Source organism: Marinactinospora endophytica (assembly GCF_054780875.1).
Genome location: NZ_BAAGVM010000005.1, coordinates 340412 through 354015, shown reverse-complemented (window position 1 = coordinate 354015; position 13604 = coordinate 340412). Strand labels below are relative to the sequence as shown.

The following is a 13604-nucleotide window of genomic DNA, read 5'->3' as shown; positions in this document are numbered from 1 at the left end:
GCGGTGCTCCCGTGTCGGGTCGGTTGATGCAGCCCCCTGTCGGGGCATGCGAAAACCCCGGCAGCCGTCCGGCTCCGGGGTGGTCTATGAGGGGTCAGGCTGCGGCGGCCTCGCGGCCGGTCTCCTGCTGTTCTCGGGCGCGCCGGTCGAGGTAGCGGCGCCAGTCCTTGAGGCTGGAGTTGGCGTGTTCGTCCCACAACCGCGACAGCTCCAGGTACTGGTCACGCCCCTCCCAGTCGTCGCGGTCGAAGACCGGCACGACCTCGCAGTCGCAGTTGTCGTGGAACGGCTCACCGGTGGGGCGGGCGTTACGCCCGCGGCCCTCGTGGCGGATCAGCGCCGCATCAGCCGACCGATACACCGGGCCCCTGCTCGCGAGCATCGTGCAGAACGCGCAGCTGTAGTCGCCCGTCAGACGACGCGCATACCCCAGCGCCCGCGGATCGTGACGCGCCGCGTCCACCATGGCCTGGCGGCCGGCGTCACGGGCGTGCCGCTCGGCGACCGTGACGGCCTCCTCGACGATCACCGCCGGCACCGGATCCTCCGGCGCGAACGCGTCCAAGCGCGCCTTGACCATCTCCCGCAACCCCCGGTCCAACGCCTCCGGCGCATAGTTGCGACGCGGGAACACCACCGGGCCGGCGCCGGCAGGCCCCAGGACGCGCTCACGCTCCTCCCGGTACGCCCGCTCCGCCAGCCGCCAAAAATCCAGCCGGCCGCGATACACCACCGGGTAGAGGGCTTGCACCAGCGCATCCCACTCGCCGCGCGACATTTGCGGACGCAGGCCCGCGCGCAACATCGGCACCAAGAACTCCCGCAGCGCCCGCAGGAACGCGTTCCACTGCCGCTGCCGCTCCAGAGGGGTCACGCCTCCACCTCGGCCGGCTCCCGCTGGGCGTCGAGCTCAAGGAACCGCACCGCCGGGTCCGAGTCCGACAACGCCCGCAGGCGACGCCGATACTCGGGGGAGAAACCCATCTGCTCCCACGCCGCCTCCTGCGGCAAAAGCCCCACCTGGTACAACTTCGTGACCGCGTCGGCCTTGGCCGCGTAGGTCGGCGTCGACGGATCCCGCCACACCGTCTCCAGACGGCGCGCCGCAGTGTCGTCATCGCCGACCACCCGCAGCGCGAGCCGCATCACCCGCTCCCAGCCTTCGCCGAACGCGCGCGCCCGCCGCTCGGCGCGCTTGACCAGCCGGGCCTCGCTGGACCGGATCGCGTCCGCGGAGGCGGGGTTGTCCGAGGAGAACCCGAGGAAGTGCGGCGGCAGGCCCGTCACCGACGCGACGAGACGCGCGTAATGATTGATGACCTCCGTGAAATTCCGCAGGTCAGCGCCCTGCAACTGGCCGATCTTCGCGTCGGCGTTACCCAACGCCAAAAACCGGCCGATGTAGGCCTCCCACACCGGGACCGGCTCGCCCCGCTGATCCTGGAAGTCCTCCTGGGACGCGCCGAGCACGTAACGCTGCGGGACCGCCAGCATCTCCTGCGCCGCCTGCAAGTTGGTCAGCGACCGACACGCGGCATCAGTCAGCCCGATCACGTCACGCATCTCCGTGACACCATCCCGCTGGCCCAGCCGCGCGCGGTTCGGCAGGCACACCACCGCGACCTCGTCCAACGCGAACGTGTCGGTCTCGACGGCACGCCACGACGCCCCCGACCGCTCGTAGCGGACGTTGCGGCCGGGCTCCGACCACACCACCCCCGACGGCTGGCCCGTGTCGTCCCGCGCGAAAACGCGGACGGCGGCCCGAATGCGCCGCGTCGCCGGATCGATGTCCACCGCCATCGTCCGCGCCGACTCCACCGTGATCACCGGCGGATCATCGGCCGACTCGCCCATGGACACCGTCACATACGACCGGCCGTACACGAGCGCGTCCAAGTGCGCGAGAGAGGACTCCTCGTCGAGCTCGTTGGCCTGCCACCAGTCCCACAGCCGCTCATCCGCCGACGCCTCGCCGCCCAGCCGGAACCCCTCGACGTCGAGGCGCTCCTCCAGGGAATCGACAGCCAACGCCGGCCAGTTGATGACCGTCTGGAGACGGTCCATCTCCGGCGGCAGAGCCAGCCCCACCGCCTCCAGGCGCTGCCCACCCTCGTAGTAACGGTCCAACCGCTGCAACCTTGGCGCCTGGGCGTCGACTTTGCCCAACAGCGCCTGCATCGCCTCCACGCTCACCGGAACACCACCACCCTCCGGTCAACAGGGCCGCCACGGCGGCGAGACTCAGGCAGCGCGAGATAGTCAGTGCGGGCAATGGTCGCGATCACCGCAGTCACCGCCGCGTCGACTTTCTCCATCGAATGCCGACTGCTCTTACCAATGCCAATGCCGTAAGGGTTCTCCCGCTCGCGGGCGTTGACGACGTGGCGGTGCAACACCGGGTCCCCGTCATGCGACGCCCGCCCGTCCTCGATCGCGGCCCGCAGCGACTCCGCGCCCTGCGTGAACCGCTTGAGCACCGCCGGGTTCGCCTTACCGCCCTGAGTGGACCGCATGTCGAACCGGACCGGGTTCTTCGGATGCGCGCGGACGCACACCCGGTCCCCGTACTCCTCGCCCCACTTGTCCACATACGACAGCAGCGGGCCCGGCTCAGCGTAGAACGCCACCACATCGAACCGCTCGAACACCTCGGCGATCGTCGCGTCAACCTGGAGACGGGGGACCTCCCAGTCTCGGGCCTCATCCGGGTCGGTGGGCGGCTCCCACACACGCCAGGTGAACAGGTGCCCGTCCGAGATGCGGCACAGGATGACCGCGGTCGCATCCCCTCGCTTCGACAGGTCCGCCGCCATCGCGACCTGATCCCCATCAGCGAGAACCTTTGTCGGGTCGGCGCACTTCTCCCAATCCGCACCCCGCACCCACGCATCACGCGCCTCGGTCGGCCGGTTCAAGTACTTCCGCTCCGAGTCGTCCGGACTGCTAGTGCCCTGCCAGATTCGGTTCATGATGAAGCTGCGGTCGACCCACCAGCAGTCGTCATAGACGAAATCCAGCGCCCGCCGCAGCGACCTCTCATCACCCATGTCCGTATCCGGCGGGGCCACCCGGGCGTCGTACAGGATCTTCATCGCCGCCCGGTTGCGGCCCTCCTCCTGGGCCACCCACGCCTGGTACGTCGCCTCCGCAACCGACCCGCGCTCGGGCCGCCATGCGTTCGACGTCTCCAGCATCCGGGAACCGGACTTCGCCAAGTTGTCCGCGAGCGTCGAGAAGAACTCGGGGCCGCCGTTCCCCGGCAACCAGTGCTCGGTCTCATCGCCGACGATGAACGTCGCCTCGCCGCCCTCCGCCGCCGCGGACGATGACGTCATGACGGCCAGCTTGCCCTCAGGCTGCCGGAAATACTGGGTCCTGCCAGGATCAAGCTGGAAGTCGGCAACAAGCCGCGACCCCTTCGGCGCGAGCGCCCGAACCATCCGCATCGTGTTCTCAGTCTGCGACTCCGCCGTGGCCGCGATCTGAACCAGCGGCATCCCCACCGGCCGGCCAACCACACCGCCGGGACGGTCCCGATCGAAGTCATCCAGGCGCACCGGCGCGACCAGCTCGGCGAGGGCCAGGAGCGCCGCGAACGGGCTCTTGCCCGACCCCTTCGCGAGCCGGCGCACACCGTGCGAGTACAGCCACCGGCCGGACTCATCGACCGCGTACCACCACAGCAGGAACCGCACCTGGCTAGGGACGAACTCCCACCGATGGCCAGCGTTCGGGCCGTTCGGATGGCGCAGGTACTTCGTTGCCCACCGGACAACCTCCCACCCCAACGTGTACTCGGGGACCCCATCGGGCATCGTGACCAGGCGGCCGCCCGGGTTACTGGGCGAACTTGGACTGCCACTCATCGATCGCCACCACCGCCGCATCCTCGTCGTCGTCCACCGCGGTACCGCGTTGCAGCTCAACCCGAGCGCGCCGGCGATCCCCTTCGGTCACGAGCAGGCTGCTCATGCCCTTCAGATACGCGGACAGGCTGGCCCCTTTGAGCGGGATCGTGTCCCGCAGGATCTCCCCGGACTCCGTCGTCCCCACCACCTGCGGGGAAAGGTCCCGGCTGATCGACTCGGCGAGCAGTGCCGCCGTCGCCCAATCGGAAGCCTCGTAGAACACCGCCTGCCCCGACGCGGCCAGGGAGTCGTACCAGGCGCGGGCGATCGGGTGCCACGACTCATTCGCCGGCGGAGCCGGGACGGGAGTCGGACTTCCAGCGGGGGCGCGGGTGATCTCCACTGGGGTCCCGTCGTCCTGCGCCTTGTTCATCCGGCGTCGCTGGTCCGAGCGTTTCGGCACGGGGCCGCGGGTTCCTGCCACCACGCCCACCCCCTTCCGCATGGAGGTTACGCACGGTCACAGAACTTCGAGGGTCCGAACTTGAAAACCCGTAGTGCCTGGCAGCGGCTATGACGCAGCGGTCAGGAGCACCTCCGGGGGGAGGGCATCCCCCCACCCTGTTTACGCTGCGTGATCGTCATCGGTTTGGGCTTGGTTCGATCGCACCTGGATGTGGACGTTCTTTCCGTTTTCGTTTCGCGCGTGCTGCTGCTCGCGCTTTTCCGCCTTCGCTGCTGCTCTTGGTCCGATGGTGACGGCGGCACAGCGACCGGAGGTTCTCATCGGAGTGGTCGTCGCCCGGGGTGATGTGGTCGACATCGGTCGCCGGCCGGTCACATCGCTCGCCATGCTCGGTCCACGTGCACTGGCGGCCGTCGCGGTCGAGGATCCGTGCGCGGATGGCCGCCCAGTCGGAGGGGAGCCGCTGTCGCCGCGTTGAGGATGCCCAGCCGGGCATTAGCGGTTCCTCCGGTCACCCGGCCAGAACCCATTCTCGTCGTAGTGCCACTGAGCGCAGATGCGCCTGGCCCGGTCGCCGCCGACGTGCTTGTCGAGCTGGCGGACACACCTGGTGAAGTCTCCAGGGGTCCCCCATCGGATGCGCAGGGCGCCGGCTCCGTTCTTCCAGTACCGTTCGAGGTCGTTTGCGGCCATGCTCACCTCCGACGCGCGAGACCGGTCTCGGTTGCCTTTGTGGCCGGGCGTGGCCACGAGGGACACGCGGGGGCGCTCCTGGCGCGGCGCCGCAATACGGTGTTCGCGGCAACCCCCCGCTATGCAGGAGACGTGCGATGCATCAGGGACCCCATGACCCCCACGGGCAGTGGCAGCATCAGCCGCCGTACCCGCCCGCGCACTACCAGCCGCGTGTCAGGAAGAGCGTGGAGAAGCAACGCGGCCTAGGGGGGTGTTCCCACACGGTGCATTTGGCCTTGACCATCTGCACCTGTGGCGTCTGGGGGATCGTGTGGTTCGTGTGGTGGCTGATCCGCATCGCCATCCCCAAGCGGAAAGTCACCAAGCACTATTACTGAGGAGGCAGCATGCCCAAGTTCAGGATCCACTACTACACCTCCCGTGAAGCGAGGGAGTGCGCGATCCAGAACGCGAGCTGAACGCGCTCGGCGCCCAGGGATGGGAGCTGGTCGCCATCGACTCGGCTCCGACGGGCACGGTCGCCGCGTCGAGATATGTGCTGAAGCGACCGGCGTTCTAACGACCACCGCCACCATGATGTCACTGCGCGGTTACATGCGATTACGAGATCATGAAGCGCCTCTAGATGAAGGAGAGTCCATGGCCATCACACCGCCCCCGAATGTGAACGCCGAGGCGTGGGAGGGGGCATCGAACGCGGTTGCGGTATGCAAGGCGGGCAACGTCACGGCCGGCCAGGTCCTGGCAACGGCCGCCCTCGCCAAGGCCATCGCCGAACTGACCAAGGCGATAGAGCAGCACATGGCGATAGAGCGGCAGAGGTTGAGGGCCAGGTAGCCCCTCCGGCCCGGACACCCCCAAGTCCGGGCCGGAAGGCTCTTCGGGAAGGACTGCGGGCGGGCACGAAAAAGGCCCGACCTGTGAGGGCCGGGCCTGGTGCTCATCGGGACTCTTCAGTCCATTTGATCACACAATAGCGTTGCAGCGGCTCACGCGCAACTCACGCACCTTCCGGTGCCCCGCATGCCCATTTCCACCCCACCACGACCCGCCCCGGCGCCGACAAGTACTTCAGAGAGTCGTCGTCTCGCAGTCCCAATTTCGCCGCCTGCCTCGGGGTCACCGAGATGACGACCGTGGCCGGCCGGGCCTCGAAGAACTCCCTCGCGGCACGCTCCTCCTTCTTGCCGGTCACCAGCAGGCTGTCCCAGCCGCGCGGCCGCGCACCGTCCGGCAGGAGGGGGGCTACGTGCTGGAGCCACCAGTCGAAGCGGGCGCGCCTCTGCTGGAGGCGGCGCCGTTCCACCTCTCCGCCCTCGAAGGTCGCGACCGCAGCGTTGATGTCGTCAGGGGTCATGACACCAGTCTCCTCTCCCGTGACGCCCGCCACACGCGCTTGACGTCCTCCAGCCGGTACACCGGACGGCCCCGGCCGTCCGTCCCGCACGCCTCGATCAGCGCGGGCCGCTCACCCCGCGGCCGCGCCCACCCCCGGATCGTCGAGTCCGCGCAGGCCATGCCGAGCGCGGCCATGTGGGAGGCGAGCACGGTCGCCGTCGCCGCGACCCCTTCGGCTTCCGCCGCCAACGCCGCGCGCAACTCGTCCACGTCGTGGACGAGCGGCTCCTCGTGGGAGTAGCACACCGCCCGCACGGCGCCCGGCCGAACGTAGAGCACGGCCCCGCACGCGCACCGCCCGGCGAGGATCCGCGGCGCCGGACGGTCCACGGCGCGCCGCACCTCACCGACAGCGTGCACGATCTCGTCGACGGCCTCATCTGCCCACTCGGCGGCGGCGATGCGGGAGGCGTGGGCGTGCAGCCAGCGGGCCATGCCGGCCAGCGTGTCCTCCGGCAACGGGCCGGCCATCTCGCCGGCCAGGACCCGCACCCACGTGGACAGGGTGCTGCGTAGGACGGCGGCGGCTTCGGAGGCGCGCACGTCGATCGGCAGCGGCACCGCGCCCGTTCCCCGGCCTCTGGTCGCGCCGAGGGCGGTTTGGCGGGCGAGCGCGATGTCCAGGTCGACGTCGAGGCCGTGCAGGCCGTCGTCGCCGTGGACGGCGGCGAGGGCGGCGCGCATCCGGCCGACGCAGGCGGCGCAGACGACGCCGGTGGCGGGCTGGGCGCAGAGCCGGCACGCAATCCCCATGGTGACCCCTCACGTGTTCTTGTCCCCGTATGCTGTGGCCTGTCCCTGGTCGGACAGGTGGGCGCGGGGCTCGCGGTGGCGCGCGAGCCCCTTCGCGCGTCTCAGGGGGTTTCCTCCTGGAGGGCCTGGGTCCATTCGTGGATCTCGCCGAGGACGGCGCGGAGCCGGTCGTTCTCGGATCTCAGCCTGTCCCGGGAGTGCCGGCCCAGGTCTCTCAGCAGGTCCAGGTAGCGGATCCGACGGCGGGCCGCCTCCAGGTCTGCGCGGAGCCGGTCGAGCTCGGCCTCCAGGGTGGGGGACTGCGCGGCGCCGTCGAGCTCGTGGAGCCGGTCGGCGGCGCGCTGCTGGGCGTCGAGGGCCGCCCCTTCGTCTGCCATCTTTACTCCCGGTTTGCGTCTGTATGGGCCTGTAGTGACTTGTGGGGCTCTTGTGGCCCGTGGGGGTAGTCGGGGGCGAGAAGCCCGCCCCCGACGCGACTGTGGGGATTCCAGGGCCTAGAAGGGCGGTTCGTCGCCCCGGCCGGCGCCGAACCCGCCGCCCGACGCCCACGAGTCACTGGACGGCGCCCCCGACCGAGCCGGACGCTGACCGCCGAACCCGCCCTCGCCGGCCCCCTGACGCTGCGTCTTCGTCACCTTGGCGGTGGCGCTGCGCAGCGCGGGACCGACCTCTTCAACCTCGACCTCGAAGACGGTGCGCTTCTCGCCTTCCTTCGTCTCATACGACCGCTGCTTCAACCGGCCCTGCACGATGACGCGCATACCACGCTGAAGGCTCTCGACCACGTTCTCGGCGTAGGCCCGCCACACCGAGCAGGTGAGGAACAAGGACTCGCCGTCCCGCCACTCACCGCTCTGCCGGTCGAACGTGCGCGGCGTCGAGGCCACACGGAAGTTCGCCACCGCGGCGCCGTTGGAAGTGAAGCGCAGCTCGGGGTCGTCGACGAGGTTGCCGACGAGCGTGATCTGGGTTTCGCCTGCCATGTCAGGACTCCTGTCCATCGAGTTCGTCGAGGAAGGCGAGGGTCGCCTTCCTCACTTCATCCGTCAGTACTCCGGACTGCGCGATGGCCTTCCGCGCGCCGGACATGGTCCGCGTCGTCGCGATCACGACCGCCGCACACCCCGCCGCCCTCCGGTCGAGCGACCCGGCCGGCGACGCCGCAGCCGCCGCCCGGGCGCGAGCCACCAGCTCGCCCCTGGTCACTTCCGGCCCCGCATCTCACCCACCGCCCGCGGGTCGTCGAAGTCGACCATGCGGGCGTAGTGGAATTGGGCTTGCACCGTCTCCACCCCGATCGCGCCGTTGCGGTTCTTGGCGACGTTCAGGTCCAGCTCGCCCGCGCGGTCGGTGTCAGGGTCGTAGGCTTCCGGCCGGTGCAGCATGATCGCGATGTTCGCGTCCTGCTCCACCGCCCCCGACTCGCGGAAGTCCGCGAGTCCGGGCATCTTGTCCTGCCGCGACTCCACCCCTCGGTTCAGCTGCGCTAGCACGACGACAGGGATGTCGAACTCCTTGGCCAGGATCTTCAACCCGCGTGTGGTCTCAGCGATCGCCTGCTGCCGGGTCTCCGCGCCCGGCATCGTCATCAGCTGGAGGTAGTCGACGATCGCGATCCGCGCCGGACTGCGCCGAGCCATCGCCCGCAGCCGGGATCGCACCGTCGCCAGCGAACACAGCGACGAGTCGTCGATGATCATCGGAGCTTCGGCGACCCGGGCCGCCGCAGGGGCCAGTCGCGACCATTCGATCTCGCTGAACTGGGCACTGCCGAACCGGGCGAGATTGACGTCGGCCTCGGCCGCGCACGCCCGGTCCATCACCTCGTCGGCAGTCATCTCCAGTGAGAACAGGACCGCGGGCATGCCGCACTCCACGGCCGCCTTGCGGAGGATGTCGACGGCCATCACCGACTTGCCGGAGCCGGGCCGGGCGCCGATGACGACCAGCTGGCCCGGCGCGAACCCGGGGACGAGCCGGCGCAGCGTGTTGTAGGGCGGGGGGACGAGGTTGTCGACGGTGCGGCCGGCTTCGAGACGGTCGATGTATCCGGGCATACGTTCTCCTGTCGAGAGTCCTACGAGGGAGTTGGCGGTCGCGGGCTCCGTGGCCCGGTCGGCCTCGACGCGGGCGCGTTCGAGAAGGTCGTCGACATCGCCGCGGCCGGAGTACCCGATCTGGGCGATGCGGGTCCCGGCCTCGACGAGGCGGCGCAGGGCGGCTTTGTCGGCGACGATGCGGGCGTAGTAGCCGGCGTTGGCGGTGGCGGGCACCCGGTCGTAGCACTCGGCGAGGTAGGGGGCGCCGCCGGTGGCCAGAGCCTGCCCGCGCTTACGAAGTTCGTCGTGGACGGCGACGGCGGAAAGTTCCTTGCCGTCGTCGGCCATGTCGCGCACTGCTTCGTAGATGGCTTGGTGGGCGGGCCGGTAGAAGGCCAGCGGGTCGGGCAGGATGTCGGCGACCTGGTCGAGGGCGCGCCGGTTGTCGATGATCGATCCGATGACGACCTGTTCGGCGTCGATGTCGTGGGGCGGCTCCTGGGGGGTGTCGCTGACAGGGGCGAGGTGCCGGGGCTGGGTCATGACGCGGCTTTCTGTCGTTCGTACTTGCAGAAGGGGCAGTGGTCGACGCGACGGGTGTGGGCCTCACATAGTTCGGTGGCGCGGGGCCTGCGGCGTGCACGCAGGCCGTCGACGGCCGCTTGGAGGTCGCCCTTGCGCGCCATGGTGGTGAGGAGGCCGTGCAGGGACGTGATCTTCTGTTCGGCTTGGAGCTGGGCGATGACGGCGGCGGCTTCGGTCTCGGTGGCGCCGGTGGCGTCCATGACGATCTCGACCGGGTTTTTCTCTTCTCTCGTCTTCCTCCTCCGTCGGTCACCAGAGGAGGCGTAGGGGGCCTCCTGGCGCGTTCCGGGATGAGGGGACTGAGGGGATTGAGGGGAAGGGGTCCCGGAATCCGGGACCCTGAATCCCGAAAACCGGGACCCTGAATCCCGAAAACCGGGACCCTGAGCGTCGCCGTTCCGACTTTCAGCGTCCTGGTTTCCGGGACCCTGAACGTGGCCCTCCAGCCCATCAGCGTCCCGGATTCCGGGACCCTGAAAGGGGGGGAGCGCCGCCCCCTCCGGGGCCATGGGGGCGATCCGGTAGCCGGCCCGCACCCCCTTCTGGCCGCGGCGCACGTTCTCCAGGACCCCCTTCTCGACGAGGGCCTTGAGTACCGCGTAGCGCTGGCTGCGGCTCTTGAGGCGACTGCGGTGAATGAACCGCTCGTCGTCCTCGACGCCGGGCCAGCACACCCGCGTGTGGTCGCGGGCGCCCTCGGCCAGCACGATGAGCACGTAGCGCTCGCGTGGCGTCAGGCTCGCGGGCGCGTAGTCGAGCACCTCGACGATCAGCCGCACACCCATGTGGTTTCCCTGCTCGGTAGTGGCGGATGGGGTCAGAACTGGGGGGCGAACCCCGCCGCGTCGACGAAGACGAGCTCGTCGTCGCCGGAGCGGTAGAGGTGTCCGCCGCGCAGTGGGCGACGGCAGGCGCGGCAGGTGGGCGGCGTCCGCCGAGCGACCCATCCGCGGACGTCACAGGCCGGACAGGCGGTGAAGTAGGCGCGCCCCCTACCGCCTCCCGCGAGAGTCCACGCGGGGTGCCCTCGGTGGCGGGTTCGCCGCCGCCACCCGTTCGCGTCCCAGGACGGCGCCGCGGCCTCGGCGGGGTGGCCGATGAGGACGAGTTCACCCCCCGGCCACGCACACCCGCACCTGCCTTCACAGGCGCACGCGCGGGCTTCAGCGAGGGCGTGGGCCTTCTCGACGCGGGGGACGCCCGGCCCCTTCACCTCGATCCAGATGCCCACCTGGGGCAGCCAGAAGTCGGGGACGTAGACCGTCCCTGAGGGGAGCGTGATCGTCTCCGGCTCGTAGGCCCATTCAACGCCGAGGGTGTCGAGGGTCGCGGCCCAGGACGCCTCCAACGCGGATCGGAACGTCACGCCTCCGTACCAGGTGGGCCGCGCCGCGATCGTCATGTCGCCGTCCAGCTCCTCGGTGGGGGCGTGGGCGGCACGGACGAGCATCTGCTCGATGTGGACGCGGGCAAGCTCGCCTATGTGGATCATCGTGGGGATGTTCTGGGGATTCACAAGTCTCCTCGTGTCGTTGGGGAATGGTGTGGTGCCCGCCCCGGGCGTTGCGCCCGGGGTGCCGGCTGGGTCCGGACGGGCGGTCAGGCGGCGCGGGGTCTGGGCGCCGCAGGGGTGGTCAGGCGTCAACGGGGTGGAGGGTGACGCGCCCGGGCGGGAACGGCGGCAGGTCGACGTCCTCATGGAGCGCCTCTTCGTAGGGCAGCTCCCACAGGGACCCGTCCGCGATGTCGCGGACGACGAGGCGGCGACGTTCGTATGAGCCATGTCGGCTCACCGCCTCGTCAGCGACGAACGTGTAGCCGTGGGCCACCTCTCCGTCGTCGGCCCACCGGAGCTCGTGGATGTCCCCGGCGACGGCGAGGGGGACGGTGCGGGTCGCCATGGCGTTCTCTCCTGTTCGGTTAGGCCGCTCGGGTGGCGGTGTCGACCCGGATCGGCATGATCAGGTGGCGGCGGTGGTCGTCGCCGGCCGGGCGGAGCAGGGCGGGCTGGCGTCCGTCGCGGAGGGTGATGCGCGTCTGGGGGGCGCCGACGTGGGTGAGCGCGTCGGCGAGGTAGCGGGGCGCGAACGCGATGTCGACCTGCTCGCCCTCCCAGGCGGCGTCGAGGACGTCCTCGCCGTCGGTCGCGCCGGCGACGGTGACGGCGATCCGGCCGGGGGTGACGTGGAGGTGGACGGGCAGGCCCCGTTCGGCGACGGCGGCCACGCGCAGGACCGCCTGGCGTAGGCGGTCGGTGTCGACGATGCAGTCGGCGCCGGCGAGAGCGGCGTCGAGGAGTTTGGCGATGGGTGGCGCGGCGGCGTCGATGAGCCGCGTGGTCATGGTGCGGCCGCCGGCGGACAGGCCGAGGATGGCGTCGTCGCGGTGGAGGGTGACCTGGTCGCCGTCGAGGGTTTTGACGGCGTGGGCGAGGGCGGCCGCGGGGACGAGCAGGTCGCCCTCGACGGCTTCGAGGGTGGGCGCCCAGCCGATGGTGTGCTGGGCGGCCCGGTACCGGTCGGTGGCGGTCAGCGTGATGCCCCCGGCGGCGAAGGCCAGGCGGATGCCGGTCAGTGTCGGCAGGGTGATGTCGGTCGCCGCGGCGGCGTGGGTGTGGGCGACGGCTGCGGCGAGGTCGCCGGCGGGGACGGTCCCGATCTGTTCGGGCATGGCGGGCAGGGTCGGGTAGTCCTCGACCGGCAGGGTGGGCAGGGTGAACTTCGCGGGGCCGCAGCGCAGCGAGATGCGCGCGCCGTCTCCGGTGAGGGTGAGGTCGCCGTCGTCGAGGCGGCTGATGGCCTCGGCGAGGGTCCGGCCGGGGAGGACGGTCACGCCGGGCTCGGCGACGTCGGCGGGGAGTACCGTCGTGCCCGAGGTCTCGTAGTCGAACACGGAGGCGACGGCCTCTTCGTCGCGGGCTGCTATGCGGATGCCGGCCAGTACCGGCACGGTGGGCCGGGCGGGGAGGAGGCGGGCGAGCCGGCCGATCTCCGCGGCGAACCGGGTGGCGTTGACGGTGAGTTTCACATCTGCTCCATTCCGGGGATGACGAGCTGGGCGGGGTCGAATGCCCGTTCGGCGATGTGACGGGAGAGCCGGGTGGCTGCCTTGGCGCGAATCGCGGCGTCGAGGTCGATCCCGGCGCGGCCCGCCATGGCGTAGGTGACGATGGCGACGTCGGCCAGCTCCTCGGCCAGGTTGGCGACGTCGCCGCGGCGTACAGCCTTGGCGACCTCTCCGCTTTCCTCGAGGAGGAAGCGCAGCGAGCCCTCCAGGGTTTGGTCTGCGATCCCCATCCGGCGGAGCAGGTCGGCGACGATCTGGGAGTTTTGAGCGCTGCTCATCGACGGCTCCTCGCGGTCTTGCGTCGGGCGTTGCGGGCGTCGCGGATGCCGTGCGGCTCATCAGGGCGCCCGGTTGGCAGTGATGCCACTCTATGCCACATAGATGTGGCATGCAAGATGTGGCCAGAAGAAGATTGCCATGGTTGAATGGCCGCATGGATGATGCCAAAAAGAGTAGGCCATTGAGGCTGTGCCACAATGTGGCTATGAGCGCCGACCGCACTCCCCGCACTCCCGAGCTGGAGACCGTCATCGAGCAGCACGCCGCGCTCAAGCGGCTCGAAGAGGCGACTCGGCAGGCCCGCCTCGACCTCGGCGCCGCACTCGCGGCCGCCCGCGCGGCCGGCGTGCCCCAAAAGCGCATCGCCGAGGAAACCGGCGAGAACCGGGAGACGCTGCGACGCTGGGAACGCGCCTTCGACGACCACCGCGCCGCCTCCTGACCCCACGCCTGCGACCGGCCCGATGCCGG

General features: G+C 70.3%; 18 protein-coding genes. 3 read left to right on the top strand and 15 right to left on the bottom strand.

Annotated elements, in window-relative coordinates:
- Nucleotides 1–94: 94 nt before the first annotated feature.
- The 5 genes from ACYVHU_RS12460 to ACYVHU_RS12440 all read right to left on the bottom strand — a co-directional run bounded on the left by ACYVHU_RS12460 (nucleotide 95) and on the right by ACYVHU_RS12440 (nucleotide 5010).
- Nucleotides 95–874, bottom strand: coding sequence for a VG15 protein (locus ACYVHU_RS12460; protein ID WP_498948477.1), 780 nt, complete (start codon nucleotides 872–874; stop codon nucleotides 95–97).
- A complete protein-coding gene (locus ACYVHU_RS12455) occupies nucleotides 871–2196 on the bottom strand; it encodes a phage portal protein (protein ID WP_498948475.1) in 1326 nt (441 codons plus the stop codon). The genes ACYVHU_RS12460 and ACYVHU_RS12455 overlap by 4 nt, the downstream gene beginning before the upstream one ends.
- The gene (locus ACYVHU_RS12450) at nucleotides 2193–3698 is read right to left on the bottom strand and encodes a terminase large subunit domain-containing protein (protein WP_498948473.1); all 1506 of its coding nucleotides are present in this window, start codon (nucleotides 3696–3698) and stop codon (nucleotides 2193–2195) included. Before ACYVHU_RS12450 ends, ACYVHU_RS12455 begins: the two co-directional genes overlap by 4 nt.
- A gap of 142 nt (nucleotides 3699–3840) precedes the next feature.
- Nucleotides 3841–4314, bottom strand: a complete 474-nt coding sequence (locus tag ACYVHU_RS12445; protein WP_498948471.1) for a phage terminase small subunit — start codon at nucleotides 4312–4314, stop codon at nucleotides 3841–3843.
- Between the two features lie 498 nt (nucleotides 4315–4812).
- Nucleotides 4813–5010 carry a hypothetical protein gene (locus ACYVHU_RS12440; RefSeq protein ID WP_498948469.1) on the bottom strand — a complete coding sequence of 66 codons (198 nt, stop codon included), beginning with the start codon at nucleotides 5008–5010 and terminating at the stop codon, nucleotides 4813–4815.
- Between the two features lie 436 nt (nucleotides 5011–5446).
- On the opposite strand from ACYVHU_RS12440, the gene ACYVHU_RS12435 reads away from it, so the two are divergent.
- Entirely contained in the window at nucleotides 5447–5572 is a 126-nt protein-coding gene (locus ACYVHU_RS12435; protein WP_498948467.1) for a DUF4177 domain-containing protein, read from the top strand.
- An 80-nt stretch (nucleotides 5573–5652) separates the two neighbouring features.
- Complete coding sequence (locus ACYVHU_RS12430) at nucleotides 5653–5850, top strand: hypothetical protein (RefSeq protein WP_498948465.1); 198 nt, start codon at nucleotides 5653–5655, stop codon at nucleotides 5848–5850.
- Between the two features lie 163 nt (nucleotides 5851–6013).
- Here the strand turns inward: ACYVHU_RS12430 and ACYVHU_RS12425 are convergent, their stop codons facing one another.
- From ACYVHU_RS12425 to ACYVHU_RS12380, 10 genes are all read right to left on the bottom strand, one after another.
- The gene (locus tag ACYVHU_RS12425; RefSeq protein WP_498948463.1) at nucleotides 6014–6370 is read right to left on the bottom strand and encodes a hypothetical protein; all 357 of its coding nucleotides are present in this window, start codon (nucleotides 6368–6370) and stop codon (nucleotides 6014–6016) included.
- A complete protein-coding gene (locus tag ACYVHU_RS12420) occupies nucleotides 6367–7164 on the bottom strand; it encodes a hypothetical protein (RefSeq protein ID WP_498948461.1) in 798 nt (265 codons plus the stop codon). Before ACYVHU_RS12420 ends, ACYVHU_RS12425 begins: the two co-directional genes overlap by 4 nt.
- Nucleotides 7165–7265: 101 nt before the next feature.
- On the bottom strand, nucleotides 7266–7541 hold the full coding sequence (locus ACYVHU_RS12415) for a hypothetical protein (protein WP_498948459.1): 276 nt from the start codon (nucleotides 7539–7541) through the stop codon (nucleotides 7266–7268).
- 117 nt (nucleotides 7542–7658) lie between these two features.
- Nucleotides 7659–8147, bottom strand: coding sequence for a single-stranded DNA-binding protein (locus tag ACYVHU_RS12410; protein WP_498948457.1), 489 nt, complete (start codon nucleotides 8145–8147; stop codon nucleotides 7659–7661).
- A gap of 219 nt (nucleotides 8148–8366) precedes the next feature.
- Nucleotides 8367–9746 carry a replicative DNA helicase gene (locus tag ACYVHU_RS12405; protein WP_498948455.1) on the bottom strand — a complete coding sequence of 460 codons (1380 nt, stop codon included), beginning with the start codon at nucleotides 9744–9746 and terminating at the stop codon, nucleotides 8367–8369.
- The gene (locus ACYVHU_RS12400; RefSeq protein ID WP_498948454.1) at nucleotides 9743–10573 is read right to left on the bottom strand and encodes a hypothetical protein; all 831 of its coding nucleotides are present in this window, start codon (nucleotides 10571–10573) and stop codon (nucleotides 9743–9745) included. The genes ACYVHU_RS12405 and ACYVHU_RS12400 overlap by 4 nt, the downstream gene beginning before the upstream one ends.
- A gap of 32 nt (nucleotides 10574–10605) precedes the next feature.
- Nucleotides 10606–11304, bottom strand: a complete 699-nt coding sequence (locus tag ACYVHU_RS12395) for a PDDEXK family nuclease (protein WP_498948452.1) — start codon at nucleotides 11302–11304, stop codon at nucleotides 10606–10608.
- A gap of 118 nt (nucleotides 11305–11422) precedes the next feature.
- Entirely contained in the window at nucleotides 11423–11689 is a 267-nt protein-coding gene (locus tag ACYVHU_RS12390; protein WP_498948450.1) for a hypothetical protein, read from the bottom strand.
- Nucleotides 11690–11708: 19 nt separating this feature from the next.
- On the bottom strand, nucleotides 11709–12815 hold the full coding sequence (dnaN, locus tag ACYVHU_RS12385) for a DNA polymerase III subunit beta (RefSeq protein ID WP_498948448.1): 1107 nt from the start codon (nucleotides 12813–12815) through the stop codon (nucleotides 11709–11711).
- A complete protein-coding gene (locus tag ACYVHU_RS12380) occupies nucleotides 12812–13132 on the bottom strand; it encodes a nucleoside triphosphate pyrophosphohydrolase family protein (RefSeq protein ID WP_498948447.1) in 321 nt (106 codons plus the stop codon). The genes dnaN and ACYVHU_RS12380 overlap by 4 nt, the downstream gene beginning before the upstream one ends.
- Nucleotides 13133–13338: 206 nt before the next feature.
- Here ACYVHU_RS12380 and ACYVHU_RS12375 point away from each other — a divergent pair, with 206 nt between their 5' ends.
- A complete protein-coding gene (locus ACYVHU_RS12375) occupies nucleotides 13339–13575 on the top strand; it encodes a hypothetical protein (protein ID WP_498948445.1) in 237 nt (78 codons plus the stop codon).
- Nucleotides 13576–13604: the final 29 nt, after the last annotated feature.

Bases quoted from the DNA above. Each gene is read 5' to 3' on its own strand.
- ACYVHU_RS12440 (WP_498948469.1), bottom strand. From the start codon at position 5,010: ATGGCCGCAAACGACCTCGAACGGTACTGGAAGAACGGAGCCGGCGCC.
- ACYVHU_RS12430 (WP_498948465.1), top strand. From the start codon at position 5,653: ATGGCCATCACACCGCCCCCGAATGTGAACGCCGAGGCGTGGGAGGGG.
- ACYVHU_RS12425 (WP_498948463.1), bottom strand. From the start codon at position 6,370: ATGACCCCTGACGACATCAACGCTGCGGTCGCGACCTTCGAGGGCGGA.
- ACYVHU_RS12420 (WP_498948461.1), bottom strand. From the start codon at position 7,164: ATGGGGATTGCGTGCCGGCTCTGCGCCCAGCCCGCCACCGGCGTCGTC.
- ACYVHU_RS12415 (WP_498948459.1), bottom strand. From the start codon at position 7,541: ATGGCAGACGAAGGGGCGGCCCTCGACGCCCAGCAGCGCGCCGCCGAC.
- ACYVHU_RS12410 (WP_498948457.1), bottom strand. From the start codon at position 8,147: ATGGCAGGCGAAACCCAGATCACGCTCGTCGGCAACCTCGTCGACGAC.
- ACYVHU_RS12405 (WP_498948455.1), bottom strand. From the start codon at position 9,746: ATGACCCAGCCCCGGCACCTCGCCCCTGTCAGCGACACCCCCCAGGAG.
- ACYVHU_RS12400 (WP_498948454.1), bottom strand. From the start codon at position 10,573: ATGGGTGTGCGGCTGATCGTCGAGGTGCTCGACTACGCGCCCGCGAGC.
- ACYVHU_RS12390 (WP_498948450.1), bottom strand. From the start codon at position 11,689: ATGGCGACCCGCACCGTCCCCCTCGCCGTCGCCGGGGACATCCACGAG.
- ACYVHU_RS12380 (WP_498948447.1), bottom strand. From the start codon at position 13,132: ATGAGCAGCGCTCAAAACTCCCAGATCGTCGCCGACCTGCTCCGCCGG.
- ACYVHU_RS12375 (WP_498948445.1), top strand. From the start codon at position 13,339: ATGAGCGCCGACCGCACTCCCCGCACTCCCGAGCTGGAGACCGTCATC.